Below are 25911 nucleotides of genomic sequence, written 5' to 3' on the forward strand. Positions count from 1 at the left end.
GAAGGCCCTCCTACGGGATCCGTCGCTTACTTCTTGCGTGCGGAATCGATCACTGCGCACATCGACTTGATCTGGGTTTCCTTGCCCGAGGCGTAGCCCGGCGGCGTGGACTTGCTGACCGTGACCTTGGTGTCCTTGCCGGCGCCTTCGATGACGATGTTCCAGGGCAGCTGGATGGTCTGGCCCTTGTGTGCGGCGTTCTGCTCGAACGACAGCGTGCCCGAGCCCTTGTCGGACGAGGCCACGCGCAGGCCGGACTTCAGGCCGTCGGCCTGGATGCGGCTGAAGGCTTCCGACGGCTTCACGCCGGGGACAATCTCCCAGGTGCTGAAGCTGCGGCCGCTGAGGAAGCTGCCGCCCTGCTGGTAGTTGCTTTCGCAGGGGCGGGCGTCGGCGGCCATCGTCGGGGCAGCGAAGGCCAGCAGGCCTGCGGCGATCCACAGCGTCGTCTTCATCGTTCGGTTCTCCATCGTTGCGACGCCCCGGCGGGCGTCCATGTGCCAGGTGGTGGGTGGGCCGTCGCGCACGGGGGTGCGGCGACGGGCGCAAGCGTAACCCATGCCCGGCGATGCGGGCGTGAACGGCGTGGCTGTCCGAACCTCGTGCGTGCGGGTTGGCGCGGAGAAGCGCCCGATCAGGCCTTGTCGGGCGTCTCGTCGCTCTCGCCGTGGGCGACCATCGCAGCGATGCCGAGGTCGCCGGTGACATTCACCGTGGTCCGGCACATGTCGAGAAAATGGTTCACGCCCAGCACCAGGCCGATGCCCTCGGGCGGCACGCCGACCATGGCGCAGATCAGCGCGATCACCGGCAGCGAGCCGGACGGCACGCCGGCGGTGCCGATGCCGCCGAGGATGCAGACGAACATCACCGTGACCTGCTGCGCGAGACTCAGCTCGATCCCGAAATACTGCGCGAGGAACAGCACGGTCACGCCTTCGAACAGCGCAGTGCCGTTCTGGTTGGCGGTGGCGCCGACGGTCAGCACGAAGCGCGACACGCGCCTGGGCAGCTTCAGCTTCTGGTCGGCCACGCGCAGCGCGGTCGGCAGGGTGGCGTTGCTGGACGCGGTGGAGAAGGCCATGAGCATGGCTTCCTGCACGTCTCGGAAGAAACCCAGCGGCGAGCGTTTCGCGATCAATGCGATCGCCGCCGAATAGACCACGAACTGGTGGATGGCCAGGGCGAGCAGCACCACCAGCACGAACGCACCGAGGCGCACCAGCAGGTCCCAGCCGAACTGCGCGACGAGGTTGAACATCAGGCAGAACACCGCGTACGGTGCGAGCTTGATGACCAGGCCGATCAGCGTCATCGACACGTCGAACAGGCCCTCGATCGCGCGCTTGAGCGTGCTGGTCGATTCACTGCGGGTCAGCACGAGGCCGATGCCCAGCATCAGCGCGAAGAACATCACCGCGAGGATGGTGTTGTCGGCGGCGGCCTTGACCACGTTGTCCGGGACGATGGCGATCAGCATGTCCAGGCCCTTGGCCTGGGTATTGCTGTCGCTGACGATGGCCTGCGCACGCTCGGCGCTCTCGCTCATCATCCGCGTGGCCTCGGCGCTGTCCACGCCGACGCCGGGCTTGAGCCAGTTCACCAGCAGCAGGCCGATCAGCACCGCGATCGCGGACAGCACGGTGGTGTAGGCCAGAGTGCGCCAGCCGATCCGACCGAGCGCGCGCACGTCGCCCATCTCGCCGATGCCGACCACCAGCGCGGAGAACAGCAGCGGGATCACCAGCATGAAGATCAGGCGCAGGAAGATCTTCGAGAACGGCGTGGTGACGTAGTCGATGAAGCCCTTCACCCAGGCGTGGTCGGTGCCGACGAAGGCGTAGACCAGCATGCCGAGCGCGATGCCGGCGGCGAAGCCCAGGGCGATCTTCCAGTGCATGGGCATGCTCGGGGACGCGGCGGCGGTCTCGGTGCTCATGAAGGCTCTCTCAAGGTGACGGGGAAGGATATCAGGCGAACCGAGGCTGTCCCGGCGGGTCGGGCCTGCCGGGGGTGTCCAGCCACGCGGGCCTTCTCAATCGGGATACAGCGGCGGCAGTGCGGCATCGCCGGGCCTCGCGGCCGATGCGGCGCGCCAGCGCGGACCGGACGCGAACGCGGTGCGTGCGGTCGCCACGGCGGCGGCGCGGTCGCCGTCGCCCCAGCACGCGCGCTGCAGGCCGGCGACGGCCTCGCGCTGCGCGGGATCCGCCAGGCGTTCGCGGAGGGCGTCGGCATCGGCGGCCGCCGGCGAGGCCAGTGCGCAGAGCGCGCGCAGGAGCAGCGCCGGATCGCCTTCGGCGAGCGCGCGCGACCAGTCCGGCGTCGAAGGTGCCGATGCCGGTATCGATGCCTGCGCCTGCAGGGTGGCCCCGTGGGTGTCCCCGGGCATCGCCGAGGGACGCCCGGCGGCGGCGTCCTGCTGCGCGCGATGGCGCATGAGCAGGCGCCAGGCCCACCACACGGTGCCGATCCAGAGCAGGACGAGCACGACCGTGGCCACCAGCCACGCACCGCGCGGCAACCATCGCGGCCAGTCGCTGGCGCGCGGATTGCGGGCCTGGGCGGATTCGGTGCTGCCCGCCGCCGTCGTGACCTTGCCCGGGGCGACGTCGAGCACGATGTCCGGCAGGCTGGCGACGCGGGCGACGCCGGCCTGGGCATCCCACCAGGTAATGCGCGGCGCGGACACGCGCAGGGTGCCGGCGCGCGAGGACAGCACGGCGAACCGCCGCGTGATCGTGCCCAGCGGCCGGCCTTCGAGGAAGCGGTCGTTGCGCCGGGCCTGATCGGGAAACACGCGCGCGCCCTCCCCGGTCTTCAGCTCCAGCGCCGGCAGCTGACTGGTGGTCGCGCCATCGGCATGCAGCTCGACGGTGACCGTCGCGCTCTCGCCGGCGCGCAGCGACCTGGGCGTTTCCAGGTAGCGCAGGCTCAGCGCGCGCAGCGGCAACCACGGCTGCGGCGCGGCGGGCGGGATCGGCTTGACCTGCAGGGTCTGCGGACGGCCGCGCGCACGCACTTCTTGGCGCGCGGTGTCGAAGGGATCGCCGAACACGCCGAGACTGCGTCCCTGGAAGCGCGCGGGCGGCACGGTCAGCGTGCCGGGGCGCTCCGGAATCAGCAGGTAGCGACGTTCCAGCACCTTGTAGAAGCGGTCGCCGACACGCAGGGTGTGCTGCATGTCCTCGCCGAGCTGCTGCAGGCTGGCGCCGTCGGGGGCGTCCTGGTCCAGGCGACCGTCGATCAGGCTGCCGGCCTCGTAGTACAGGCGCACGGTGTAGCCGACCGTCTGCTGCACGTAGGGCGACGGGGTGTCGAGCTTCGATTCAAGGAACAGCGGCTGCGCGGCCAGGGCGGGATCGTCCGGCGCGACCGCCTTCGGCACCGGGGTCTTCGGCGGACCCACCACCAGCCGCAGCGGCGGCGTCGTGCCGTTGCCGATCTGCAGGATCGGCACCTGCAGCACGCCTTCGCGCCGGGGCTGCAGGCGCATGCGCATGATGATGCGCAGGTTGAGCTGGCCGTTGGACAGATCGACCTGCTGCGCGACGCCCTGATCGAGCACGCGGAAGTCCTGGCTGAGCAGGGACAGGTCCGGCAGGCCATGGGCGCTGATGCCGTCGATCTCGATGCTCAGTTCGGTCGTTTCGTCGAGCGCGATGCGGTCGGGTTCCAGCCAGGCACGTACCTGGGCCTGCGCCGCCGTCGTCCAGGCCAGCGCCAGGCACAACAGCAGCGCGATCCCGGCAAGCCGGCCGACACGCTGCGGGCAGGCGCGACGCATCAGCGATCGTCCTCGCGGCGACGGCGGCGCTCTTCGAGCTTGAACTTCTCGCGCAGCAGGCCGCCCGGGTCGTCGGGCACGCGGCGCAGCCAGGCCTCGTTGGCGAGGCGTCGCCCGCCGGGCGCCGCCTGGCCGGATGGCACGGTGCCGGGCGATGGCGCGCCTGCGGGCGGCGTGGTCGACGGGGATGCGCCCTGCGCGCGGCGCATGCGTTCGCGCTGCGCGGCATCGGCCTGGCGCTGCGCGGCGATATCCGCAGGCGTCGCGGGTCCGGACGGACGGGTCGTGCTCTGGGCGGGCGTCGGTGCCGGCATCTTCTGCCCTGCCTGCGCGGGGGTCCGGGGCATTCCGGTCCCGGGCGAAGGCGGCGGCGTACCTGCCTGGCGCTGGCCTTCCTGCCCGATCTTGCCGGCCTGATCCTTGCCCTGCTGATCCTTGCCCTGCTGGTCCTTGCCCTGCTGATCCTTGCCCTGCTGATCCTTGCCCTGCTGATCCTTGCCCTGCTGGTCCTTGCCCTGCTGGTCCTTGCCCTGCTGGTCCTTGCCCTGCTGATCCTTGCCCTGCTGGTCCTTGTCCTCCCCCGCCTGGTCTTTCGAGCCGGGCTGCGGCTTGCGCTGCGCCTGCTGCTGCCGCGCGGCGGACGCCACGCGCCGGTTCTCGATGGCATCCGCCATGCCCGGCTGCAGGCGCAGGGCGCGGTCGTATTCGGCGATGGCCTCGTCGTAGCGCCCCTGCCGCGCCAGCGCGTTGCCGCGGTTGTAGGCGGCATCGGCGCCGGGCAGGTCGGCCCAGTGCGACATCGCCGCCTTGTAGTCGCCTGATCGATAGGCCTCGACACCACGTTGCAGCCGCGCGTGCTGCGCCTGGTCGCGACGTTGCCAGAGCGTGCCGTCGTCGGCATGGACCACCTGCCACGGCAGGCACAGCGCCAGCAGCGCGACCGCCAGCACGCCGCGCCGGAATGCGAACAGCGCGAGCAGCAGCAGCGGCGGCAGCAGCCAGAAGCCTTCGTCGATCGCCAGCGCGCCGCGCCTGCGCTCGTCGGCGACCGCATCTTCCACGCGGTCGGCACGCAGCACGCCGAGCGCGCGCAGATCGCTGTCGTCCACCGACGCCGGCACGAAGCGGCCATCGCCGGCATCGGCCGTCGCGCGCAGGCCGTCGACATCCAGCGCCGTGCGCTGGCGACGTCCACGCCTGTCGACGTAACTGCCGCCTTCGGCCGTGCCCAGGCCCAGCACCGACACACGGAAGCCGGCGGTGCGGGCCTCGCCCGCCGCGCGGCGCGCGCTGGCATCGGCACGATGGGTCATCAGCAGGATGTCGCCGCGCGGGAAACCGGCGCGCTCGAGCAGCAGCACCGATTCGCGGATCGCGCGCTCGGCACGCTGGCCGTCGTCGGGCATCACATCGGGCGACAGCGCATCGACGAACAGCTCGATGTTGGCGGCGTCGTCGGTGAGCGGCGACACGATGTAGGCATCGTCGGCGAACGCGACCAGCGCGATCTGCCCGCCGCCGCGCTCGCGCAGCAGACGGGTGAGCTTGGCGCGCATCTGCAGCAGGCGCGACGGCGGCAGATCGGCGGCGGTCGAGGCTTCGGACAGGTCCACCGCGATCACCAGCGGCGTGCGGTCCTGCCACAGCGGCTGCGGCAGGCTGCGCCAGCTCGGGCCGGCCAGTGCCAGGACGGCGAGGATCAGGGCGAGCGTGGCCAGCACGTGCCCGCGCGCGAGGCGGCCGCCCTCGCCGGCGTCGCCGCCTTCGATGAGGTGACGCAGCAGGTGCGCATCGACCGCTTCGCGCCAGGCATTGCGGCGCCGGCGCTGGCGGTGCAACCACCACGGCAGCACGGGCACCAGGAGCAACGCGAGCAGCCACCACGGCCGCACGAACTGGAAGCCTGCGACGAAGGCCTGGATCGACTCGGGCATCTGCGCCACGCTCATCGCGACGCTCTCCCCGGCACTCGCACGCCCGCCTGGCCTGCGGCGCCCAGAAGCAGCATCAGCGCCGCGCACAGCAGCGCGCCGGCCAGCGGCCAGGCAAATCGCTCGATGCGCGGACGCAGGCGCAGGCCCGGATGCTTCACCGGTTCGATGCGATCGATATCGGCGTAGATGCCCAGCAACTGGTCGACATCGCGCGCGACGAAGGCGCGACCGCCGGTGGTCTGCGCGATGCGCTGCAGCGTGGTCTCGTCGGTCTGCTGGGCCTGGCCGGGCATGCGGATCGGCACGCCGAACACCGACAGGCCGGCGCCGTAGCCGCCGAACGCGATGGTGTGGATGCGCACGCCGTCGTCGCGCGCCAGCTCCGCAGCCTTCAGCGGATCGAGGATGCCCGCGCTGTTCACGCCATCGGTGAGCAGGATCAGCACGCGTTGCCCCGGCGGCTGCTTGCGCAGGCGCTTGGTCGCCAGCGCGATCGCGTCGCCGATCGCGGTGCCGCCGCCGGCCAGCCGCGTGACCGTGCCGTCGAGCTGCTCGCGCACGGTGTCGAGGTCGCGGGTGAGCGGGGTCAGCGCATAGGCGCGTTCGCCGAACACGATCAGGCCGACGCGATCGCCTGCGCGGCGCTCCAGGAAGTCGGCGATCACCGCCTTGCCGGCGGTCAGCCTCGACACCACGCGACCGCCAAGTTCGATGTCGCGTTCCTCCATGCTGCCGGACAGGTCCACGGCCAGCATGAGGTCGCGTCCGGTCTGCGGCGGCTGCACCACGTCGCCCAACTGCTGCGGGCGCGCTGCCGCCACGACCAGCAGGCACCAGGCCAGCCAGGCCAGCGCGGGAATGCCGCGCGCGCGCACTGGCCCGGTGTTGCCGGCGAGCGCGCCGAGGCGGTCGCCGTAGGGCACGCGCAAACCCGGTGCGCCGGCATCGCGCCCGGGCAGCACGCGCCGCGCCAGCCACGGCAGGGGCAACGCAAGCAGCAGCCAGGGCCACGCGAACGCAGCGAACAGCGGCGCGAACAGTTCGGCGAGCGTCATGCGCGCCTCCGCAGCCGGGGCAGGCGCCAGCGTCGCGGCGCACCGCGCATCAGCGCGACGAAACGCGCGCGCGCCACCGGGCGCAGTGCGGCGACCGCCGAAGCATCGACCTCGCGCCGGAAGCCGCCGTCGAGCAGCACGCCGCCCACGTCCGCGAACGTCGCGGCACCACGCGCACGCGGCCCCTCATCGAGGAAATGCAGCCAGTCCGCACCCTGCAGCCGGTCGGCGGAGGGATCGCGCCGGCGCGCGGCGCGGCGCAGCAGTTCGGACATCGCGGCGATGCGCGCGACCTCGCTCGGCGCGGCATCGACCGTCGCGTCGAACAGCGCTTCGGCGGCGATGCGGCGACGACGCGCATGACGACGCCACAGCAGGAGGATGAGCAGCATCAGGGCGACGGCAATCGCAACCAGCCACCAGCCCATCGGCGGCGGCCACCAGCCGGGCGCCTCGGGCAGATGCGCGTCGCGCAGCGGCAATGTCGCCGGATTGGTCGCCGGATCGATGACGGCTTGCGACATCACGCGCGACAGGAGGCCGGTCATGCGCCGCGCGCTCCAGCCAGCAGCGACAGCCAGCCGTCGCTCGGCGCTTCGGACGACAGCACATGGCAACGGATGCCGCTGCGCGCCAGCGTGTCCTGGGCCTGCTGCAGCGGCGCGACGAAGGCCTCGCGCCAGCGCCGGCGCAACGCGTCGCCGCCGAGATCGAGTTCGACACGCCGCAACACCGAAACGCCGGAAGCGGCCATGCGTTCGACGAGGAAAGGCAAGCGCGCGGCAGGCGGCTCGCGCTCCAGCGGATCGCTCAGCAGCAGCACGATGACTTCGCGATGCTGGGCCAGCGTGGTCCAGCGGGTCTGCGCGATGCCGGCCGCGCTCAAAGGATCGGCCAGCACCACCAGCCGCGTGCCCGGTCGCGCGAGGCGATCGGCATGGTCCAGCGCGACCGCGAAGCCATCGTCCTGAGCGGGCGCGCGCGCGTACCAGCGCACCATCGCATCGAGCACGCGCAGCGCACCGCGCACGCCCGAGACCGGCACCACCGGCGCCTCGCTCGAACTCCCGCGCAGCGCGGCGATGCGGTCGCCGTCGCGCACCGCCACCCAGGCCGCCAGCGCGCCCGCACGGGCGGCCTGCACCGACTTGAAGCGCACCCGCGTGCCGAAATACAGGGTCGGCGCGGTATCGGCGACGATCAGGGTCAACCGTTCGCGCTCGGCCTGGAACAGTTTCGTATGCGGCTTGCCGGTGCGCGCGGTCAGTCGCCAGTCGATGTGCCGCGCGTCGTCGCCGATCGCGTACTCGCGCGATTCAGCGTACTCCATGCCGCGTCCGCGCACCGCCGACGGCGCCTGCCCGCTCAGGCCATGGTGGCCACGGCGCGGCGGCCGACGACCGACCACGGCACGGCGCAGCGCCACCAGTTCATCCAGGCTCGGCGTGATCCCTTCGCTCATCGCGTGCTCCGCGTGTCCTCAGCGCCGGCTCGATACAGCGGTGGTCAAGGCAGCGGCACCTTGTCGAGCAGCGCCTGTACCAGGCGTTCGCCGTCCCAGCCTTCGGCCACGGCTTCGTAGCTGGGCAGCACGCGATGACGGAGCACATCCAGCGCGACCGCGCGCACGTCCTCCGGGGTCACGAAGTCGCGACCGGACAGCCAGGCGCGCGCACGCGCGCAGCGCTCCAGCGCGATCGAACCGCGCGGACTCGCACCCCAGCCGATCCGGCGTGCGAGCGCGGCGTCGTAGCGCCGCGCATCGCGCGAGGCCAGCACCAGCTCGATCAGGTAACGCTCCAGCGCGGGTGCGACATGCACGTCCAGCACTGCGGCGCGCGCCGCGAACACGTCGGCCTGCGACAGCCGGAGCGGCGCATGGCCTTCGCCCTGCATCGGCGCGGTCGCGGCCTGGCCGCTGCGCGCGCGCTCACGCGCCAGGCGCAGGATCTCGGCCTCCATCGACGCGTCGGGGTAGCCGATGCGCACGTACATCAGGAAGCGGTCGAGCTGCGCCTCGGGCAGCGGGAACGTGCCTTCCTGTTCGATCGGATTCTGGGTCGCCATCACCAGGAACAGGTCGGGCAGCGCATAGGTCTGCCGGCCCACGGTGACCTGGCGCTCACCCATCGCTTCGAGCAGCGCCGACTGCACCTTGGCCGGCGCGCGGTTGATCTCGTCGGCAAGCAGCAGCGAGTGGAAGATCGGGCCGGGCTGGAACTGGAAGCCGCCATCCTGCGGACGCCAGACCTCTGTGCCGGTCAAGTCGGCGGGCAGCAGGTCCGGGGTGAACTGCACGCGTGCGAAATCCGCTTCCAGCCGGCTGGCCAGCGCACGGATCGCGGTCGTCTTGGCAAGGCCGGGCGCGCCTTCGACCAGCAGGTGTCCGTCGGCGAGCAGGGCGATCAGCAGCCGCTCGACCAGCGCCGCCTGGCCGACGATCTCGGTCGACAGCCGCGCCCGCAGCGCGGTGAAGGCCGCATGCAGGCGCGCAGCCTCGCCCTGCGCTTCGGCGTCATGGGCGTGAAGGCCCGTCTCGGTCGTTCCTGGTGGCATCGGCACGCGTCCCTCGGGCAGTCTCGAACGCGGAGTTTGACCGATGCGGGACGGAAATGTTCATCCCGCGGCCTGCGGAATGCACGACACCACGCCTCCAAACGAAACGGGGGCCGAAGCCCCCGTCCGTCGAAACGCGCTTGCGATCGATGCCGCGTCGATCAGACGCGCGGCGCGACCTTCATGACCTTCGGGGTGACGAAGATCAGCAGCTCGGCCTTGCCCTTCGAGCGGCCGCGCTTCTTGAACAGGTTGCCCAGCACCGGCAGGTCGGCGAGGAACGGCACCTTCGATGCCTGGCTGCGGTCGCTGAACTCGTACACGCCGCCGACGACCACGGTGTTGCCGTCTTCGATCAGCACGGCAGTGGTGACTTCACGCTTGGCGATCAGCGGCACCGAGCCGGCGACCGTGTCGATGAAGTCTTCCAGCTCATCCTTCTTCACCAGCAGGTTCAGGAAGACGCGACCGTCGTTGGTGATGGTCGGGGTGACGCGCAGTTCCAGCACCACGTCCTTGAAGTTCACGGTCTGGGTGATCTGACCGTTGCTCGACTGGGTGGTGACGTAGCCGATTTCGCGACCCTGCTTGATGATCGCTTCGCGCTGGTTGCTGGTCACGACGCGCGGGCTGGAGATCACTTCGCCGCGGCCTTCTTCCTGCATCGCCGACAGTTCGATGTCGAGGGCGTAGCCGGCGTTGAGGATGGTGAAGGCCATCGTCGCCGGGTTGGACGACAGCAGGCCGCCGGCCAGCACGCCGAGATCGACGTTGTTGCCCTTGCTGATCGTGGAGCTTCCGCGGATCGGCGCCGGGCCGACCTGACCGCCCGCGATCCAGGCGCGGTACGCCGCGAGATAGGCGTTGTCGGTCTGCGTGATCGAGTTGCGGGTCGCGGTCGTGTTGGCGATGTTGTTGCCGAACGTGACGTTGTTCTTGCTGCCGTTGATGCCGAACTTGGCGCCGAGTTCACGCGCGAAGTCTTCGGTGGCGATGACCACCTTGGCTTCGATCAGCACCTGGTCGACCGGCGTGTCCAGCTGCGCCACGAGGCGGCGGACCTCGGCGACGCGCGCCGGGATGTCGATCACCAGCAGGGTGTTGGTACGGCGGTCGAAGCTGATGCTGCCGCGCGAGGACAGGAAGCCGCGGCTCTGGCCTGCACCGCCCGAGCTGCCGGCCGCACCGCCACCGCCACCGGAATTGCCCTTGCTCTCGTCGGTCAGCAGCTTGGCGATGTCCTCGGCGTTGCCGTAGCTCACCGGGATGTATTCGGTGACCGTCTCGGCGCGGTTCTCGATCGCGATGCGGGCATCTTCCTTGTCCTGCTCGAACTTGGCGATTTCCGCCTGCGGCGCGACCCAGATGACGTTGCCGCTGCGGCGCTTGTCGAGCTGCTTGGCCTGCAGCACCAGATCCAGCGCCTGGTCCCACGGCACGTTGATCAGGCGCAGGGTGACGTTGCCCTGGGTGGTGTCGCTGGCGACGATGTTGAGCCCGGACTCTTCGGCGATCAGCTGCAGCACCGTGCGGACCGGGATGTCCTGGAAGTTGAAGGTCACCGCACGACCACCGTAGCCGCGGCCACTGCCGGTCGCGGCCACCGTGGGCGCCTTCTGGGCCGTGGCGGCGACAGCCGTGGCGCTGCCGACGGCGCGCGTCGGCGTGGCGGCACGCGGCACCAGCTCGACGATGTAGTCCTTGCCGGTCTGGTAGGCCAGAGACTCGAACGGACCGGTGGTCGTGAGCACCAGCTGCGTCTTGGTATCGCCCTGCGCCAGCGCCTGCACGTTCTGCACCGGCGTCGCGAAGTCGGTGACGTTCAGCGAGCGCTGCAGGTGTGCCGGCAGCCTCGCGTTGCCGATGTCGACGATCACGCCGGCCTCGGCCGACCGCATGTCGGGCATGGCGCCGTCGCGGTCGAAGCGGAGGATCAGCTTGCCCGATCCGCCATCGCCCCGCTTGAAGTCGATGTCGGTGATGGCGCTGACCGCCGGAACCTGCTGCCCCGCCTGCGCGGCGGGTGCCGGTGCGGGCGTGGCGGCGTTGACGGCGCTGAGCGCCGACAACAGGCCGACGGTCAGGCCGAACATCGCGGCCCTGATTGGCATCGTGCGACGGCCCTGCTGCTGGCTATGCGCGTTGAGTACGATCATTTCGCTATCCCCTCGTCTTATTCGTCATCGAGCGAGACCGTCGCCGGCCGCTCCAGCCAACCGCCTGCACCGTCGGGCACCAGCTCGACGAGCTCGATCCGGTCTTCGAAGATCGCAGTCACGCGTCCGTCCGCCTGGCCCATGTAATCGCCTGGCCGCACGCGGTAGGTGACCTTCTCGGGCACCATCACCAGCGCGACCAGGTTGCCGCCCTTGCCCAGCGTCCCGACCATGTCGAGGCTGTCGAGCGGGAACTGTTCGAGCACCTGCTTGCGCCGGTTCGAGTCCGGACGCGGACCCGCACCCTCCGAACCCGGCGAGAACGCCGTGCTGAACGGATCGCGCAGGTTCTGCGCGGCATATTCGAATTGCTCGAAGCGCTGCATCACCGGCAGCGGGTCGAGCGGCGGCGCGGGCCGCGCCTTGACCTCGGCGACCCACTCCTCGAGATTCGGCGCGTCGCCGGGCGTGCTGGTGATCGAACGCCCGCAACCTGCGAGCGCGGCGACCAGCGCGACCGCGAGCACGAGGCGCGCCGTGTTGTCGTGTTGTCTGCGCATCAGCGGCTGCCTCCCTGTGCGGCGGTGGCCTCGGCGGACTTGTTCGCAGCAGTGGCGGCGGCCTGCGCACCGGGCACGGCCGGGGTTGCGCCGCCTGCCCCGCCCGCGGGTGCGTCCGCGACCACTTCGTCTTCGTCGCGATAGCGATAGGTCTTGACCGTGCCCTTCAGCTCCAGGATCGAATCCGGGCCGATGGCGACGGGCTTCTTGTCGGTCGGCGCGCCTGGCGCGCCGCGCGGGGTGAGCTGGATGTCGTGCATGGTCATGATGACCACGCGCGGCAGCGAGGCCACGCCGCTGACGAAGGCGCCGAACTGGTGGTACGAACCGACCATCTTCAGCTCGATCGGCTTCTCGACGTAGAACTTAAGCTGGGTCTCGTCGCCGGGCTGGAACAGCTCGTTGGTGATGCCCGTCGCCAGCGCGGTCTGCGAGATGTCGACGATCAGCGCGGGCATTTCGGTCTTGCTGGGCAGCTGGCGCAGCATCTGCTGGAGCTGCTGCTCCATCAGCGCGAGCTGCTGCTTCAGAGGTTCGAGGTTGGCGGCTTCGCCCTGCTTCTTCTCGAAGTCGTCGCGCAGCGTGACCTCCTCGGCCTCGAGGCCTTCAAGCTGCGCGCCCTTCGGGCGCGTCATGAAGTTCCAGAGGACGAACAGGATCAGCAGGCAGAGCGCGATGCAGAACCCGAACTGCCACTCGCGCGGCCAGGAGCCGGCGTTGTTGAAGTCGAGCTCCTTGAGGGTCATTTTCTTCTTGCTCACGACTTCGCTCCTCCCGTCGGTGCGGCCGGAGCGGCCGGCGTGGCGGGCTGCTGAGTATTGGCGGGTGCGGCGGCGCCGGCGGGCGCAGGCGCCGCCGGGGTCGCTGCCCCTGCCGCCGGTGCGGTGCCGGCGGGCGCGGTCGCCGCCGGCGTGGCGGGCGTCAGCGTCTGCAACTGCTCGGTGGTGACGGTGGCGGGCGTGGCACCGGCCGGAGCCGCGCCTTCCTCGCCTTCCTTCTTCGCGTTCGGGTTCACCAGGGTGACGGTGAGGCTGAAGGTGTACGGCAGGCCCTTGTTCTCGCCCTCGGACTGGATGACCGACAGCTCGGGCTTCGACATCCAGCCGGACGCCGACAACACTTCCATGTAGGTACTGACCCGCGCATGCGACTGCGAGCGGCCTTCCAGCGTCAGCTTGTCGCCTTCCTGCTTGATCGAGGTGAGGATCACGCCATCGGGGATCGTGCGCACCAGCGAGTCGAAGAGGTGGACCATCTGCGAGCGGTTCGCCTGCAGCTCCTCGATCACCTTCTTGCGGTTGAGCAGCTTCTTCTTCTTCTCTTCGAGCTTCTCGATCTCGGTGATCTGGGCCTTCACTTCCTCGATCTTCTGGGTGAGGAACGCATTGCGCTCCATCTGGCCCGAGATCTGCATGCTGTAGTAGGTGTTGACCAGGAACCACAGCCCGAGGCCGGCCACCGCGGACAGGGCCAGCATCAGCATGAACTGCTTCTTGCGTTCTTTCTGGCGCTCCGCGCGCCACGGGAGGAGGTTGATGCGTGCCATCAGTCGAAACTCCTCAGGGCGAGGCCGCAGGCGATCATCAGCGCCGGCGCATCCTGCGCGAGCGCGTGCGCCTGCACGCGTGGGCCAAGGGTCATCTGCGCCAGCGGATTGGCGACCATGGTCTGCACGCCCAGCTGTTCCTCGACCATCGCCGCGATCCCGACGATGGAGGCGCAGCCGCCGGCGAGCACGATCTGGTCGACGCGGTTGTACTCGCTGCCGGCGTAGAAGAACTGGAGCAGGCGGCCGATCTGCTGCGCCATCGCTTCCTTGAAGGGCTCCAGCACCTCGATCTCGTAGCTTTCGGGCAGGCCGCCCTGGCGCTTGGCCAGGCCGGCTTCCTCGTAGCTCAGGCCGTAGCGGCGCATGACTTCATCGGTCAGCTGCTTGCCGCCGAAGACCTGCTCGCGGCTGTAGATGTTGCGGCCGTTGCGCAGGATGCTGAGCGTGGTCATCGTGGCACCGACATCGACCAGCGCGACGATGCCGTCGTGCGGGATGTTCAGCGTGCCGGCGATGAGCGCGTAGGCATTCTCGATCGCGAAGGCCTCGACGTCGATGACGCGGGCGGTCAGGCCGCCGACCTCAAGCGCCGAGGCGCGCATCTCGACGTTCTCGGAACGCGAGGCGGCGAGCAGGACCTGGACCATCTCCGGATTGCCGGGCATCGGGCCCAGCACCTCGAAGTCCAGGTTCACTTCCTCGATCGGATACGGAATGTAGTTGACGGCCTCCAGCTCGATCTGGGACTCCATGTCGTCCTCGTCGAGCTCGGCCGGCATCGGGATCACCTTGGTGATCACCGCCGACCCCGCCACCGCGGCGGCAGCGTGCTTGGCCTTGGAGCCGGACCGGTTGAGCGCCCGCTTGATGGCCTCTCCCACCGCCTCGATCTCGACGATGTTCTTCTCGGCCACGGCATTCGGCGGCAACGGCTCGACCGCGTAGTGTTCCACTCGATAGCGGTCGCCAGCCCGAGACAGCTGCAGGAGCTTGACGGCGGTCGAACTGATGTCGACACCCACCAACGGTGACTGATTTTTTGCGAACAGTCCCACTTTTTTCCCCTTCCCACGCGCGCTTACGCGCGTTACGTGTCCCAATACATTAAATAACGGACTTTTCACCCCATGGCAACAGGCACGTGCGCCCGGTGATGCCCATAGTGAACTCTGTCACGACATGACCCCCTCCCGCCCGGGGTCCACAGGGGGCTCCCGACGGGTGGATGCGCGAACCCGCCCCCCTCCCGACCCCGCCCGTGAGGCAGCGGATGCGGCACCCGTCACACTGTCGCCCGGCTCCCAGCCGGCTGTCGACCCTGCGCCGCCCCCTATAATCTCCATCTGCCTTGTCTACACCCATCGCCGCCAGGATTCCCGTACGCATGTCCCTGATTCGCCGACTGTTCCGCTGGGCCCTCCTGTTGACCCTGCTCGGCCTGGTGGTCGGCGGCATCGCCTTCGCGGCGCTGTACTACACGGTCTCCTCCAGGCTGCCCGACGTGCAGACCCTGCGCAGCATCGAGCTGCAGGAACCTTTATATGTATACGCCCGTGACGGGCGGCTCATGGGCCTGTTCGGCGAGACCCGCCGCTACCCGGTCGAGATCGAGAAGGTGCCCAAGCGCCTCAAGGACGCCTTCCTGGCCGCCGAGGACGCCCGCTTCTACGAACACGACGGCGTGGACTACAAGGGCGTGGGCCGGGCCATCAAGGAACTGGTCTTCACCGACAAGGAGCGCGTCGCGGGCGGATCCACCATCACCCAGCAGGTCGCGCGCCAGTTCTTCCTCAGTTCCGAGTACAGCTACACCCGCAAGTTCGCCGAGATGCTCCTGGCCCGGAAGATGGAGCAGGAGCTGACCAAGGACGAGATCTTCGAGCTGTATCTCAACAAGAGTTTCTTCGGCAACCGCGCCTACGGCGTGGCCGCCGCCGCCGAGTTCTATTACGGCAAGTCCCTGGACCAGCTGGATCTGGACGAAATGGCCTCGCTGGCCGCGATCCCCAAGTTCCCGTCCACCGCCAACCCGATCAGCAACCCGGAACGCGCCCGCCAGCGCCGCGACAACTATGTGCTGGTGCGGATGCGCGAGCTGGGCTTCATCACCCCGGCCGAGGAGCAGGCGGCGCGCGCGACCCCGATGCACGCCAGCCCGCACGAGCGCCCGGTCGAGGTCTATGCGCCCTACGTCGCGGAAATGGTCCGCCAGGAGATGATCGACCGCTTCGGCAAGGACGTGCTGACCAAGGGCTACCACGTCACCACGACCATCGACCCGGTGCTGCAGGCCGCTGCCGACAAGGCCGTGCGTGACGGCCTGGGCACCTACGACCGCCGCCACGGCTGGAACGCCAAGGCGCTGCCGCACATCGACCTGCCCCCGGGCGAGGATGCCGCGACCGCCGCCAAGCGGCTGCGCGACCATCCGACCCAGGGCGAACTGCGCGCGGCCCTGGTGCTGGGCACCAGCGGCGCCAATGCCCAGGTCGTGCTGGCCGACGGCACGGTGCTCGACCTGGGCCCGGAGACCTCGCGCTGGACCGGCAAGGCGCCCGGCACCCTGCTCAAGCGCGGCGATGTGGCGCGCGTGCGCCGGATCGAGCCGGAAGCCAAGGTCGACCCGGCCAAGGCCGGCGCCGCGACCGCCGCCACTCCGGCTCCGGCCGGCCCGGTGACCTGGCGCCTGGAGCAGTTGCCGCGCGCCCAGTCGGCGCTGGTCTCGCTGGATGCCGATACCGGCGCGCTGCGCGCCCTGGTCGGCGGCTTCAGCTTCGCCGGCAGCAAGTTCAACAACGCCACCCAGGCGCGCCGCCAGCCGGGCTCATCGTTCAAGCCGTTCGTGTATGCAGCAGCCTTCGAGCGCGGCTACAACCCGGCCTCGATCGTCCTCGATGCCCCGGTCGTGTTCCGCATGCGCGCCGGCAAGGTCTGGCGCCCGCAGAACGACGGCGGCGGCTTCGCCGGCCCGATCCGCGTGCGCGAAGCGCTGGTCCAGTCGCGCAATCTAGTGTCGGTGCGCATGCTCGACGCCATCGGCGTGGACTACGCGCGCAAGTACATCACCCAGTTCGGCTTCGAGGAAAAGGAACTGCCGCCGAACCTGTCGATCTCGCTCGGCACGCCTTCGCTGACCCCGCTGTCGATCGCGCGCGGCTACGCGGCCTTCGCCAACGGCGGCTTCCGCATCGACCCGTGGCTGATCGACGAAGTGAAGGACCGCGACGGCAAGCAGGTGTTCAAGCAGACCCCGGCCGTCGCCTGCCGCGGCTGCGGCGCGGGCCGCGCCGGTCAGCCGGCCGTGCCCGCCTCCAGCGTCGTCGATGGCTTCGACCTCGGCCCGGCCGGCGGCACCGCCGCGACGCCCAAGCCAGGCGAAGGCAAACCGGGCGCCAAGCCGACCGAGGCCAAGGCCGCCGTCGCCACCACCCTGCCCGCCGGCGCCGTGCTCGCACCGCGCGCGATGGACGAACGCATCGCCTACCAGATCACCTCGATGATGCGCGACGTGGTCCTGCGCGGCACCGCCACCGACGCCCGCCGCCTGAACCGCGAAGACGTCGGCGGCAAGACCGGTTCGACCAACAACCACCGCGACGCCTGGTTCTCCGGCACCGGCGGCAACCTGATCACCACGGTGTGGGTCGGCAAGAGCGACAACACCTCGCTGGGCTACCGCGAATACGGCGGCAAGGCCGCGCTGCCGATCTGGATCGACTACATGGCGGTGGCGCTGAAGGACGTGCCGGTGGCGCCGAACGATCCGCCGCCGGGCATGATCAAGGTCGCGGTCACCGCCAGCGGCCAGCTGCTGCCGACCGAGAGCAGCGGCGGCATCACCGAATACGTGAAGGTCGAAGACCTCGAGAAGATGGAAAGCTTCGTCGACTACGGCAGCGACGAGGCGATGCCAAGCGAGGACTCGTTCGACATCTTCTGATGCACGACATCGCAGGCCGGGCACCGATCCGGCCTGCGGTCCACCACCGCCGCCGATTTGTCATTTCACGGGCATCGGTTACAGTCAGTCCCTGGCCACGCAGGGATCGTTCACCATGCGCCACGCCCGCCAGCACGCAGAAACGAAGACCCGCGAGCGCCGCTATCGCCTCGCCCACGAAGCCGCCCGGCTGATCGCCGAATCCGGCATCCGCGATTTCCACCAGGCCAAGCTCAAGGCCGCCGCGCGGCTGGGCATCCACGACGACGCCTCGCTGCCGCGCAACCGCGAGATCGAGGACGCGCTGCGCGAATACCAGCGATTGTTCCAGGGCGATGCGCAGGCCGGCGAGCTGCGCCGTCGACGCGATGCCGCGCTGCGCGCGCTGGAATTCTTCGCGCCGTTCGACCCGCGACTCGTCGGCCCGGTGCTCGACGGCACCGCCGATGCCAACTCGCCGGTGCACCTGCACTTGTACACCGACGAGCCCGAAGCCGTGCCGCGCTTCCTCGAAGACCACCGCATCCCCGCCGAATCGCGCAGCCGCCGCATCCGCCTCGACCGCGAACGCCCGATCGACGGCCCGGTCTGGCTGTTCAGCGCCGAAGACCTCAGCTTCGACCTCACCGTGCTGCCCCACGACGCCCTGCGCCAGGCGCCGCTGTCGAGCATCGACGAGAAGCCGATGCGCCGCGCCTCCGCCGCGCAGCTGCGCGCGATGCTGCTGGAAGAGGATATGGCGGGGTTCGAGGGCGGCGCGTGAATCTGGAACGTGCGGAACTGCTACTGATCGAGGACCGCGTCGCCATCCTTGCAAGCCCGACCGGTGTCGCGGCCTACGATTTCGACTTCCGCCTCCACTTCGACTGCCGGCATCCCTACCGGATCGACGGCGAAGTCGGTGGCGTGCTGCGGGTTGGCGCGCCGACGGACTACACCCGCTGCCATGAGGATGCCCGGACACTGGGCGTTCGACCGATCAATGATTCGGAGCAGCATCTCCTTGCCAGCGAGATCGAGCGCTGGTATCCGTTGATCGAAGACGCCACACCGAAGACGATGCTCTTCGATGCGTTGCCCGATGTCGATGTCGTCGAAGCCATCTTCGGCTGGCCGGTCTTCCTCAAGGGCTCCCGGCAAACGAGCAAGCACAACCCGGAACTGTCCGTCATCCGCGATCGCACGCACTACGCACAGGCACGCATCGCCTACGCCCGCGATCCGATCCTGCACTGGCAGAAGCCCGTGCTTCGCGCGTTCACGCCGCTGGCGCCGGTCGCCGGCCACATCGCGGGCAAGATCCGGCCGTCCATCGAATTCCGCACGTTCTGGCTGCATGGGCGCTGCATCGGACACGGCCCCTACTGGTATCAGGTGCCACCCTATCGCAGCGATCGGATTGATGACGGGCTGAGCCTCGCAGCCTCGGTGGCCGCGCGCGTGCCAGTCCCGTTTCTGGTCGTCGACCTCGCGCTGACCGCGGAAAACCAGTGGATCGTGATCGAGTGCAATGACGCACAGGAATCGGGGCATGCCGGCATTCCGCCGCCGCTGCTGTGGCGCAATCTGCTGGATGCCTGGACCTGAAACAAGACCTTGCGCGTATCCACCCACTCACCACTGACCAAGACGACTGACGGAACACCGACATGCGCCACCAGGGACGGATCCACGACTGGAACGACGACAAGGGCTTCGGATTCGTGACGCCGAACGGCGGCGGCGACCGCGCCTTCGTGCACATCAAGGCATTCGCCGGGCGCGCGCGGCGGCCGGCGAATGGCGACATCGTGACCTACGCGACGACGCGGGATGCCAAGGGACGCCTGCAGGCGGCGGACATCCGCTTCGCCAACGCGACCACATCGACCAGCACGCGCACGAAACCCGGCATCGTCGCGCCGGCGTTCGCGCTGCTCGCCTTCGCAGGCATCGTCGGCGCCGGCCTGATCGGGAAACTGCCGATCCTCGTCGCCGGGGCCTACGCGGTGATGAGCATCGTCGCCTTCGTCGCCTACGGCATGGACAAGGCCGCTGCGAATGCCGGGCGACGGCGCACGCCGGAAAGCACGCTGCACCTGCTCGGACTGGCCTGCGGCTGGCCGGGTGCATTGCTGGCGCAGCGGCTTTTCCGTCACAAGTCGCGGAAGCGCGAATTCCAGGTCGTGTTCTGGGTCACGGTCGCGATCAACCTGGTCGCATTGGCATGGCTGGCGAGCGGCGATGGCCGGGCCTTCATCGCCAGCCAGCTGCCATCGCTCTGAACACGCCCTCCTGGAGAAGACGCAGCCCGGGCCGCCCGCGGTGGGAGGGGGAGGAAGCCGCAGGACGGCCCGGTTGCGAAGACGGGAAGAGGTCGTTGTCCCGCGCGCGGATCAGCGCGGTGCGCGCGCCTCCTCGGCACGGACGCGGAACCACGCGGCGTAGAGCGCGGGCAGGAACAGCAGGGTCAGCGCGGTGGCGACGATCAGGCCGCCCATGATCGCGACGGCCATGGGGCCGAAGAACACGCTGCGCGAGAGCGGGATCATCGCCAGGATCGCGGCGAGCGCAGTGAGCACGATCGGACGGAAGCGGCGCACCGTGGACTCGATGATCGCGGTCCAGCGATCGTGTCCGCTGGCGATGTCCTGTTCGATCTGGTCGATCAGGATGATCGAGTTGCGCATGATCATGCCCGACAGCGCGATCACGCCCAACATGGCGATGAAGCCGAACGGCACGCGGAAGACGAGCAGGAACAGGACCACGCCGATCAGGCCCAGCGGCGCGGTCGACAGCACCAGCAGCACGCGCGGCAGGCTGCGCAACTGCAGCATCAACAGCGTGACCACCACCAGCAGGAACAGCGGCATGCCGGCCTTGATCGAGTTCTGGCCGCGCGCGGAGTCCTCGACCGTGCCGCCGACCTGGAGCAGGTAACCGTCGGGGAGCGACGCGCGGATTTCCGCCAGCTTCGGTTCGATCTGGCCGATGACGGTCGGCGCGGTCTGGTCGGTCGCGATGTCGGCGCGCACGGTCACCGTGGGCAGGCGGTTGCGATGCCAGACCACGCCTTCCTCGAACACCGATTCGAGCCGGGCGACCTGCATCACCGGTACGGACTTGCCGCTGGCGGTGGGCACGGCGAGGCTGCCGAGCAGATCCAGGCGCACGCGCTCGTCCTCGGGGCCGCGCAGGAGGATGTCGATCAGCTCGTTGTCCTCGCGGTACGTGCTGACCGGCAGGCCGGACAGCGCGCTCGACAGGAAGCTGGCGAGGTGCTGGGTCGACACGCCGAGCGCGCGCGCGCGCTCCTGGTCGACGATCAGGCGCACGACCTTGCTGGGTTCGTCCCAGTCGACGTTGACGTTGATGACGTTCGGGTTCTCGCGCACCTCCGCCATCACCTGGTAGGCGAGTTCGCGCACGCGTTCGATGTGCTCGCCGGACACGCGGAACTGCACCGGATAGCCGACCGGCGGCCCGTTCTCCAGGCGGGTCACGCGCAGCTGCAACTCGGGGAATCGAGCGCGCACATCGTGCATCAGCCAGGCGCGCAGCGTCTCGCGCGCCTCGATGTCGCGGCTGCGCACCACGAACTGCGTGAAATGCTTCTGCGGCAGCTGCTGGTCCAGCGGCAGGTAGAAGCGCGGCGAACCGGTGCCGACGTAGGCGACGTAGTTCTCGACCTCCTTTCGATCTGCGAGCATCGCCTCGAAGCGCTTCGCGGCCGCATCGGTGGCCTTCAGCGAACTGCCTTCGGCCAGTTCGAGGTCGACCATCAGCTCCAGGCGCGTCGATTCCGGGAAGAACTGCTGCGGAATGAAACGGAACAGCGCGATCGACACCACGAACGCGGCAACCGTTGCGAAGATCACCACCCAGCGATGCCCGATGCACCAGCGCACCATGCTGCGGAAACGCTGGTAGAACCCGCTGCGATAGGGATCGTGCACAGCGTCATGGCCATGCCCGCCGGCGGCCGGCGGCGCGAGCACGCCGGCGTATTGCGGCCAGCGGTCGGCCATGCGTTCGCGGAATGCGCGCAGGCGGCCTTCCAGCGAACCGGGCTTCGGCAGGGCATTCGGTTCCGGCAGCATCTTCTCGCCGAGGTACGGAATGAACAGCACCGCCGCGACCCAGGACACGATCAGCGCGATGGTCACCACCTGGAACAGCGATCGCGTGTACTCACCGGTACTGGACGCGGCTGTGGCGATCGGCAGGAAGCCGGCGGCCGTGACCAGAGTGCCGGTGAGCATCGGAAAGGCCGTGGTCTCGTAGGCGAAAGCCGCTGCGCGCAGGCGCGAGTAGCCCTGCTCCATCTTGATCGCCATCATCTCGACCGCGATGATCGCGTCGTCGACGAGCAGGCCGAGCGCCAGCACCAATGCGCCGAGCGAGATCTTGTGCAGGCCGATGCCGAAGTAGTGCATCACCGCGAACGTCATCGCCAGCACCAGCGGGATGCTCACCGCGACGACGAGGCCGGTGCGCAGGCCCAGCGAGAAGAAGCTGACCAGCAGCACGATGATCACCGCCTCGGCGAGCACGCGCACGAATTCGCCGACAGAATCGCGCACCGCCGCCGGCTGGTCGGCGACGCGATGCAGTTCCAGGCCGAGCGGCAGCGTCTTCTCCAGGCGCACGGTCTCCGCATCCAGTGCCTGGCCGAGCTTGAGGATGTCGCCGCCGGGCTTCATCGACACCGCGATGCCGATGGCGTCCTCGCCCATGAAGCGCATGCGCGGCGCAGCGGGATCGGCGAAGCCGCGCTCGACCGTGGCGATGTCGCCCAGGCGCACGGTGCGGTCGCCGGCGCGGATCGGGAAGGCGCGGATGTCGTCGACCGACTTGAACGCGCCGGTCACGCGCAACTGCACGCGATCGGTCGGGGTCTCGAAGAAGCCGGCAGGCGTCACCGCGTTCTGCTCGGCCAGCGCCTGCTGCACCGCCGACAGCGGGATGCCCAGCGTGGCCAGCTTGGTGTTCGACAGCTCGATCCAGACCTTCTCGTCCTGCAGGCCGACCAGCTCGATCTTGGCCACATCGGGCACGCGCTGCAGCTGCAGCTCGATGCGCTCGGCGTAGTCCTTCTTCAGCGCGTAGTCGAAGCCCTTGCCGGTCAGCGCGTAGATGTTGCCGAAGGTGTCGCCGAACTCGTCGTTGAAGAACGGCCCGACCGCGCCCTGCGGCAGGGTGTGGCGGATGTCGCCGATCTTCTTGCGCACCTCGTACCACAGCGCCGGCAGCTCGGCGCTCTTCATCGAGTCGCGCGCAATGAAGATCACCTGCGATTCGCCGGGCCGCGAATACGAGGTGATGCGCTCGTAGCTGCCGGTTTCCAGCAGTTTCTTCTCGATGCGGTCGGTCACTTCGCGCGCGACTTCCTCGGCGGTCGCGCCCGGCCACACCGTGCGCACCACCATCGCCTTGAAGGTGAACGGCGGGTCCTCGGACTGGCCCAGGCTGCGGTACGACCAGACGCCGATGATCGCCAGCACCAGCATCATGTAGAGCACCAGCGGACGGTTCGCCAGCGCCCATTCGGAGAGATTGAAGCGGCGCATGGTCACCGGGCCTGCGCGGATGGGTTCAGCACGGCACCGCCCTGGACAGGACGGTTGCTGCGATCGACCGGTTGCACCGGCGCGCCGTCATGCAGCAGGTGGCCGCCGGCCAGCACCACCCAATCGTCGGGCTTGAGCCCGGAACGCACGTCGACACCGTCGTCACCGTAGGAGCCGGTCGTGACCGACACCTGCCGCGCCTTGCGCGTCGCGGGATCGACCACCCACACCGCAGCGGCGCCCTTGCCGTCGCGCTGCAGCGCCGACAGCGGCAGATGCAGGCCTGCGGCTGCGGAGCCGGGGATGTAGACGCGCGCGCTCTGACCGAGGTCGACGGCCGCGCCGGCCTCGCCGTCGAGGCTCGCGCGGGCGGCGTAGGTGCGCGCCTGCGGGTCGGCCGACGGCGCGATCTCGCGGATCCGGCCGGGCAGGCGCTCGCCGCGACGGCTCCAGGGTTCGATCACCACGGGCTGGCCGACGCGGAATTCGCGGATGCGCGACTCGGGCAGCGCGAAGGCCACCTCGCGGCCGCTGTCGGCCGCCAGCGTGAACGCCGGCTGGCCTGCGGCGACCACCTGTCCCGCCTCGATCTGGCGACTGGCGATCACGCCGTCGCGGGGCGCGCGGAGCTGGCCGTACGCGGCCTGGTTGCGCGCCAGGTCGCGCTGTGCGCGGGCGGCCCGGGCCTGGCCTTCGGCGGCACGCAGGGCGGCGGTCTGCTGGTCGAGCGCGGAGCGGCTGACGAGGCGGTCCTCGGCCAGCGCGGCGAGTCGGGCATGGTCGGCGCGCGCCCGGACCAGCTGGGCATCGGCGGCAGCGGCCTGGGCCTGCAGGGATTCGGCCTGCAGCCGCAGGTCGCCCGGATCCAGCTCGGCGATGACGTCGCCGGCCCGGACGCGGTCGCCGGCATCGACGGACCGGCGCAGGACCTTGCCGCCGACCCGGAAGGCAAGCGCGGTTTCCTCGCGGGCCCGGACCTCGCCGGCAAATGCGCTCAGCTCCCCGCGTGCGGGGCCGGCGGCTTCCGCCGCCCGCGCCACCAGCACCGGACGTGCAATCGGCGCCTGCGTGCCGTCGTTGCCACAGGCCGCCAGGATCCCCACCATCAGGATCTGTCCCAGCACCTGCCCGAACCTTTGCCGCCCGAACCGTCGCGCCGCCATGCCTGCCTCGCTTCTCTGAACCAGCATTAGTGAACTGCGCAGTATCGTATAAATATCAAACCAATTAGTCTACTATTTCGACATGGACGCTATTTCCACCACTTCTCCTGTTCCCGTTCCCGATGCCGGCCGTGGCGCCGGTCCCGGCCGCCCCAAGGACCTGGGCAAGCGCGCCGCCATCCTCGACGCCGCCAAGCGCCTGTTCTCGACCCACGGGTTCGATGGCGTGAGCATGGACCAGATCGCCACCGACGCCGGCGTGTCCAAGCTCACGGTCTACAGCCACTTCGGCGACAAGGATTCGCTGTTCGGCGCGGCGGTGCGCGCCAAGTGCGAGGAGCAGCTGCCGCCGGAACTGTTCCTGGTCGGCCTGGAGGGCAACCTGCGCGAGCAGATCACGGCGATCGCGCGCGCCTTCTTCGCCCTCGTGACCAGCGAGGAAGCCGTCGCCATGCACCGCATGATGATGGTGCCCGGCACCGGCGACGCGCACGTGCGCGAGCTGTTCTGGCAAGCCGGGCCGCAGCGGGTCAAGGAGGGTTTCGCGGCCTTCCTGCGCGACGAAGTGGCGCAGGGCGCGCTGGACATCCCCGACATCGAGCGCGCCGCGTCGCAGTTCCTCTGCCTGCTCAAGGGCGAGCTGCACATGCAGATGATGTGCGGCCTGTGCTGCACGCTCGCCGGCGAGGACGTGGAGGCGCACATCCACGCCACCGTCGACCTGTTCCTGCGCGCCTACGGCACGGCCCGTCGGCAGGAGGCTGGCGGCGCCTGAAGCCACGGCCTCGCCCGGGCGCCGAAGGCCCGGGCGACTTGCCGAAGCGGTCGGCTTGGCCGGTGACGCCAGTACCGGTGACTTCCGGCACTCAGGCAGGACGGGGGCCTCCGGCGATGCTGGCACCACAGCGCGGGCCCCATCCCGGTAAACTTTCCGCCCCGACAGACGTTCCCAACCCGCGCAAGCGCTGCCCGAGATGCCCCAGATGACGATCGATTACGCCAAAGCCCGCGAGACCATGGTCGAACAACAGGTCCGCCCGTGGGACGTGTTCCAGCCCCGCATCCTGGACACGATCGCCCGGTTGCCGCGCGAGCGTTTCGTCGCCGAGTCCCACCGCGCCCTTGCCTATGCCGACGTGGCCCTGCCGATCGGCCATGGCGAGTCGATGATGAAGCCCGTGCTCGAAGGCCGCACGCTGCAGGCACTGTCGCTGGAGGCCGGCGAGGACGTGCTGGAAATCGGCACCGGCAGCGGCTACCTCTCCGCCTGCCTCGGGGCCCTGGCGCGCGACGTGGTCAGCCTGGAGATCCATGCCGACCTGGCCGACGCCGCCCGCGCGCGCCTGGAAGCCGAAGGCATCGGCAACGTCCGCATCGAGACCACCGATGTCTTCGCCTGGAACAGCGATCGCACGTTCGACGCGATCTGCGTCGGCGGCGCGGTCGCCACCCTGCCGACCGCGCTGCTGAAGTGGCTGCGTCCTGGCGGCCGCCTGTTCGTGGTCCACGGCCGCGCGCCGGCGATGGAAGCGGCCCTGCTGCGCCACGCCGGCAACGCCGCCGGCCACAGCGTCGACTCCCTGTTCGAAACCGAATTGCCGTACCTCATCGGCGCGGCACCCACACCGCAATTCACCCTGTAAGCCGGTCCCGCCCCCA

20 protein-coding genes and 1 pseudogene are annotated in these 25911 nt (G+C 69.6%); 6 read left to right on the forward strand and 15 right to left on the reverse strand.

The window, feature by feature from the left end:
- Positions 1-26: 26 nt before the first annotated feature.
- The 13 genes and pseudogenes from ACFQ0E_RS17925 to ACFQ0E_RS17985 all read right to left on the reverse strand — a co-directional run bounded on the left by ACFQ0E_RS17925 (position 27) and on the right by ACFQ0E_RS17985 (position 14652).
- A complete protein-coding gene (locus ACFQ0E_RS17925) occupies positions 27-455 on the reverse strand; it encodes a hypothetical protein (RefSeq protein ID WP_386826173.1) in 429 nt (142 codons plus the stop codon).
- 179 nt (positions 456-634) lie between these two features.
- A complete protein-coding gene (locus ACFQ0E_RS17930) occupies positions 635-1939 on the reverse strand; it encodes a dicarboxylate/amino acid:cation symporter (protein ID WP_386826175.1) in 1305 nt (434 codons plus the stop codon).
- Positions 1940-2035: 96 nt separating this feature from the next.
- Complete coding sequence (locus ACFQ0E_RS17935; RefSeq protein ID WP_386826177.1) at positions 2036-3787, reverse strand: BatD family protein; 1752 nt, start codon at positions 3785-3787, stop codon at positions 2036-2038.
- The gene (locus tag ACFQ0E_RS17940; RefSeq protein WP_386826179.1) at positions 3787-5736 is read right to left on the reverse strand and encodes a tetratricopeptide repeat protein; all 1950 of its coding nucleotides are present in this window, start codon (positions 5734-5736) and stop codon (positions 3787-3789) included. The genes ACFQ0E_RS17935 and ACFQ0E_RS17940 overlap by 1 nt, the downstream gene beginning before the upstream one ends.
- Positions 5733-6776, reverse strand: a complete 1044-nt coding sequence (locus ACFQ0E_RS17945) for a vWA domain-containing protein (protein WP_386826181.1) — start codon at positions 6774-6776, stop codon at positions 5733-5735. The genes ACFQ0E_RS17940 and ACFQ0E_RS17945 overlap by 4 nt, the downstream gene beginning before the upstream one ends.
- Entirely contained in the window at positions 6773-7324 is a 552-nt protein-coding gene (locus ACFQ0E_RS17950) for a DUF4381 domain-containing protein (RefSeq protein WP_386826183.1), read from the reverse strand. Before ACFQ0E_RS17950 ends, ACFQ0E_RS17945 begins: the two co-directional genes overlap by 4 nt.
- On the reverse strand, positions 7321-8238 hold the full coding sequence (locus tag ACFQ0E_RS17955) for a DUF58 domain-containing protein (RefSeq protein ID WP_386826185.1): 918 nt from the start codon (positions 8236-8238) through the stop codon (positions 7321-7323). The genes ACFQ0E_RS17950 and ACFQ0E_RS17955 overlap by 4 nt, the downstream gene beginning before the upstream one ends.
- Before the next feature lie 44 nt (positions 8239-8282).
- Positions 8283-9338: an AAA family ATPase gene (locus ACFQ0E_RS17960; RefSeq protein ID WP_386826186.1), complete on the reverse strand. Its 1056-nt coding sequence runs from the start codon at positions 9336-9338 to the stop codon at positions 8283-8285.
- A 155-nt stretch (positions 9339-9493) separates the two neighbouring features.
- A complete protein-coding gene (locus ACFQ0E_RS17965) occupies positions 9494-11488 on the reverse strand; it encodes a type IV pilus secretin PilQ (RefSeq protein WP_386826188.1) in 1995 nt (664 codons plus the stop codon).
- 17 nt (positions 11489-11505) lie between these two features.
- Entirely contained in the window at positions 11506-12048 is a 543-nt protein-coding gene (locus ACFQ0E_RS17970; RefSeq protein ID WP_386826190.1) for a pilus assembly protein PilP, read from the reverse strand.
- A gap of 86 nt (positions 12049-12134) precedes the next feature.
- Positions 12135-12809 (reverse strand): annotated as a pseudogene (locus ACFQ0E_RS17975) (type 4a pilus biogenesis protein PilO); the annotation flags it as partial.
- Positions 12806-13594, reverse strand: coding sequence for a PilN domain-containing protein (locus tag ACFQ0E_RS17980; RefSeq protein ID WP_386826192.1), 789 nt, complete (start codon positions 13592-13594; stop codon positions 12806-12808). The pseudogene ACFQ0E_RS17975 and the gene ACFQ0E_RS17980, both read right to left, overlap by 4 nt.
- On the reverse strand, positions 13594-14652 hold the full coding sequence (locus ACFQ0E_RS17985) for a pilus assembly protein PilM (RefSeq protein ID WP_386826194.1): 1059 nt from the start codon (positions 14650-14652) through the stop codon (positions 13594-13596). Before ACFQ0E_RS17985 ends, ACFQ0E_RS17980 begins: the two co-directional genes overlap by 1 nt.
- 329 nt (positions 14653-14981) lie before the next feature.
- Here ACFQ0E_RS17985 and ACFQ0E_RS17990 point away from each other — a divergent pair, with 329 nt between their 5' ends.
- The 4 genes from ACFQ0E_RS17990 to ACFQ0E_RS18005 all read left to right on the forward strand — a co-directional run bounded on the left by ACFQ0E_RS17990 (position 14982) and on the right by ACFQ0E_RS18005 (position 19801).
- Positions 14982-17537 carry a penicillin-binding protein 1A gene (locus ACFQ0E_RS17990; protein ID WP_386826195.1) on the forward strand — a complete coding sequence of 852 codons (2556 nt, stop codon included), beginning with the start codon at positions 14982-14984 and terminating at the stop codon, positions 17535-17537.
- Positions 17538-17652: 115 nt separating this feature from the next.
- A complete protein-coding gene (locus tag ACFQ0E_RS17995) occupies positions 17653-18300 on the forward strand; it encodes a hypothetical protein (protein WP_386826197.1) in 648 nt (215 codons plus the stop codon).
- Positions 18297-19124: an ATP-grasp domain-containing protein gene (locus ACFQ0E_RS18000; RefSeq protein WP_386826199.1), complete on the forward strand. Its 828-nt coding sequence runs from the start codon at positions 18297-18299 to the stop codon at positions 19122-19124. The genes ACFQ0E_RS17995 and ACFQ0E_RS18000 overlap by 4 nt, the downstream gene beginning before the upstream one ends.
- Positions 19125-19186: 62 nt before the next feature.
- Positions 19187-19801, forward strand: coding sequence for a DUF1294 domain-containing protein (locus tag ACFQ0E_RS18005; RefSeq protein ID WP_386826200.1), 615 nt, complete (start codon positions 19187-19189; stop codon positions 19799-19801).
- Between the two features lie 111 nt (positions 19802-19912).
- On the opposite strand, the gene ACFQ0E_RS18010 is transcribed toward ACFQ0E_RS18005, so the two are convergent.
- On the reverse strand, positions 19913-23089 hold the full coding sequence (locus tag ACFQ0E_RS18010) for an efflux RND transporter permease subunit (protein ID WP_386826202.1): 3177 nt from the start codon (positions 23087-23089) through the stop codon (positions 19913-19915).
- Between the two features lie 2 nt (positions 23090-23091).
- Positions 23092-24252 carry an efflux RND transporter periplasmic adaptor subunit gene (locus ACFQ0E_RS18015; RefSeq protein WP_386826203.1) on the reverse strand — a complete coding sequence of 387 codons (1161 nt, stop codon included), beginning with the start codon at positions 24250-24252 and terminating at the stop codon, positions 23092-23094.
- An 82-nt stretch (positions 24253-24334) separates the two neighbouring features.
- Here ACFQ0E_RS18015 and ACFQ0E_RS18020 point away from each other — a divergent pair, with 82 nt between their 5' ends.
- A complete protein-coding gene (locus ACFQ0E_RS18020) occupies positions 24335-25027 on the forward strand; it encodes a TetR/AcrR family transcriptional regulator (RefSeq protein ID WP_386826205.1) in 693 nt (230 codons plus the stop codon).
- 208 nt (positions 25028-25235) lie between these two features.
- Positions 25236-25895, forward strand: coding sequence for a protein-L-isoaspartate O-methyltransferase family protein (locus tag ACFQ0E_RS18025; RefSeq protein WP_386826207.1), 660 nt, complete (start codon positions 25236-25238; stop codon positions 25893-25895).
- The last annotated feature ends 16 nt before the right edge of the window (positions 25896-25911 follow it).

Origin of the sequence: Lysobacter brunescens (genome assembly GCF_042677005.1) — a bacterium.
Classification (GTDB): Bacteria; Pseudomonadota; Gammaproteobacteria; order Xanthomonadales; family Xanthomonadaceae; genus Lysobacter_I; species Lysobacter_I brunescens.

What these genes read in the sequence shown, in the direction of transcription:
- ACFQ0E_RS17925 (WP_386826173.1), bottom strand. Translation starts at nt 455, where the DNA reads ATGAAGACGACGCTGTGGATCGCCGCAGGCCTGCTGGCCTTCGCTGCC.
- ACFQ0E_RS17930 (WP_386826175.1), bottom strand. Translation starts at nt 1,939, where the DNA reads ATGAGCACCGAGACCGCCGCCGCGTCCCCGAGCATGCCCATGCACTGG.
- ACFQ0E_RS17935 (WP_386826177.1), bottom strand. Translation starts at nt 3,787, where the DNA reads ATGCGTCGCGCCTGCCCGCAGCGTGTCGGCCGGCTTGCCGGGATCGCG.
- ACFQ0E_RS17940 (WP_386826179.1), bottom strand. Translation starts at nt 5,736, where the DNA reads ATGAGCGTGGCGCAGATGCCCGAGTCGATCCAGGCCTTCGTCGCAGGC.
- ACFQ0E_RS17945 (WP_386826181.1), bottom strand. Translation starts at nt 6,776, where the DNA reads ATGACGCTCGCCGAACTGTTCGCGCCGCTGTTCGCTGCGTTCGCGTGG.
- ACFQ0E_RS17950 (WP_386826183.1), bottom strand. Translation starts at nt 7,324, where the DNA reads ATGACCGGCCTCCTGTCGCGCGTGATGTCGCAAGCCGTCATCGATCCG.
- ACFQ0E_RS17955 (WP_386826185.1), bottom strand. Translation starts at nt 8,238, where the DNA reads ATGAGCGAAGGGATCACGCCGAGCCTGGATGAACTGGTGGCGCTGCGC.
- ACFQ0E_RS17965 (WP_386826188.1), bottom strand. Translation starts at nt 11,488, where the DNA reads ATGATCGTACTCAACGCGCATAGCCAGCAGCAGGGCCGTCGCACGATG.
- ACFQ0E_RS17970 (WP_386826190.1), bottom strand. Translation starts at nt 12,048, where the DNA reads ATGCGCAGACAACACGACAACACGGCGCGCCTCGTGCTCGCGGTCGCG.
- ACFQ0E_RS17980 (WP_386826192.1), bottom strand. Translation starts at nt 13,594, where the DNA reads ATGGCACGCATCAACCTCCTCCCGTGGCGCGCGGAGCGCCAGAAAGAA.
- ACFQ0E_RS17990 (WP_386826195.1), top strand. Translation starts at nt 14,982, where the DNA reads ATGTCCCTGATTCGCCGACTGTTCCGCTGGGCCCTCCTGTTGACCCTG.
- ACFQ0E_RS17995 (WP_386826197.1), top strand. Translation starts at nt 17,653, where the DNA reads ATGCGCCACGCCCGCCAGCACGCAGAAACGAAGACCCGCGAGCGCCGC.
- ACFQ0E_RS18005 (WP_386826200.1), top strand. Translation starts at nt 19,187, where the DNA reads ATGCGCCACCAGGGACGGATCCACGACTGGAACGACGACAAGGGCTTC.
- ACFQ0E_RS18010 (WP_386826202.1), bottom strand. Translation starts at nt 23,089, where the DNA reads ATGCGCCGCTTCAATCTCTCCGAATGGGCGCTGGCGAACCGTCCGCTG.
- ACFQ0E_RS18015 (WP_386826203.1), bottom strand. Translation starts at nt 24,252, where the DNA reads ATGGCGGCGCGACGGTTCGGGCGGCAAAGGTTCGGGCAGGTGCTGGGA.
- ACFQ0E_RS18020 (WP_386826205.1), top strand. Translation starts at nt 24,335, where the DNA reads ATGGACGCTATTTCCACCACTTCTCCTGTTCCCGTTCCCGATGCCGGC.
- ACFQ0E_RS18025 (WP_386826207.1), top strand. Translation starts at nt 25,236, where the DNA reads ATGACGATCGATTACGCCAAAGCCCGCGAGACCATGGTCGAACAACAG.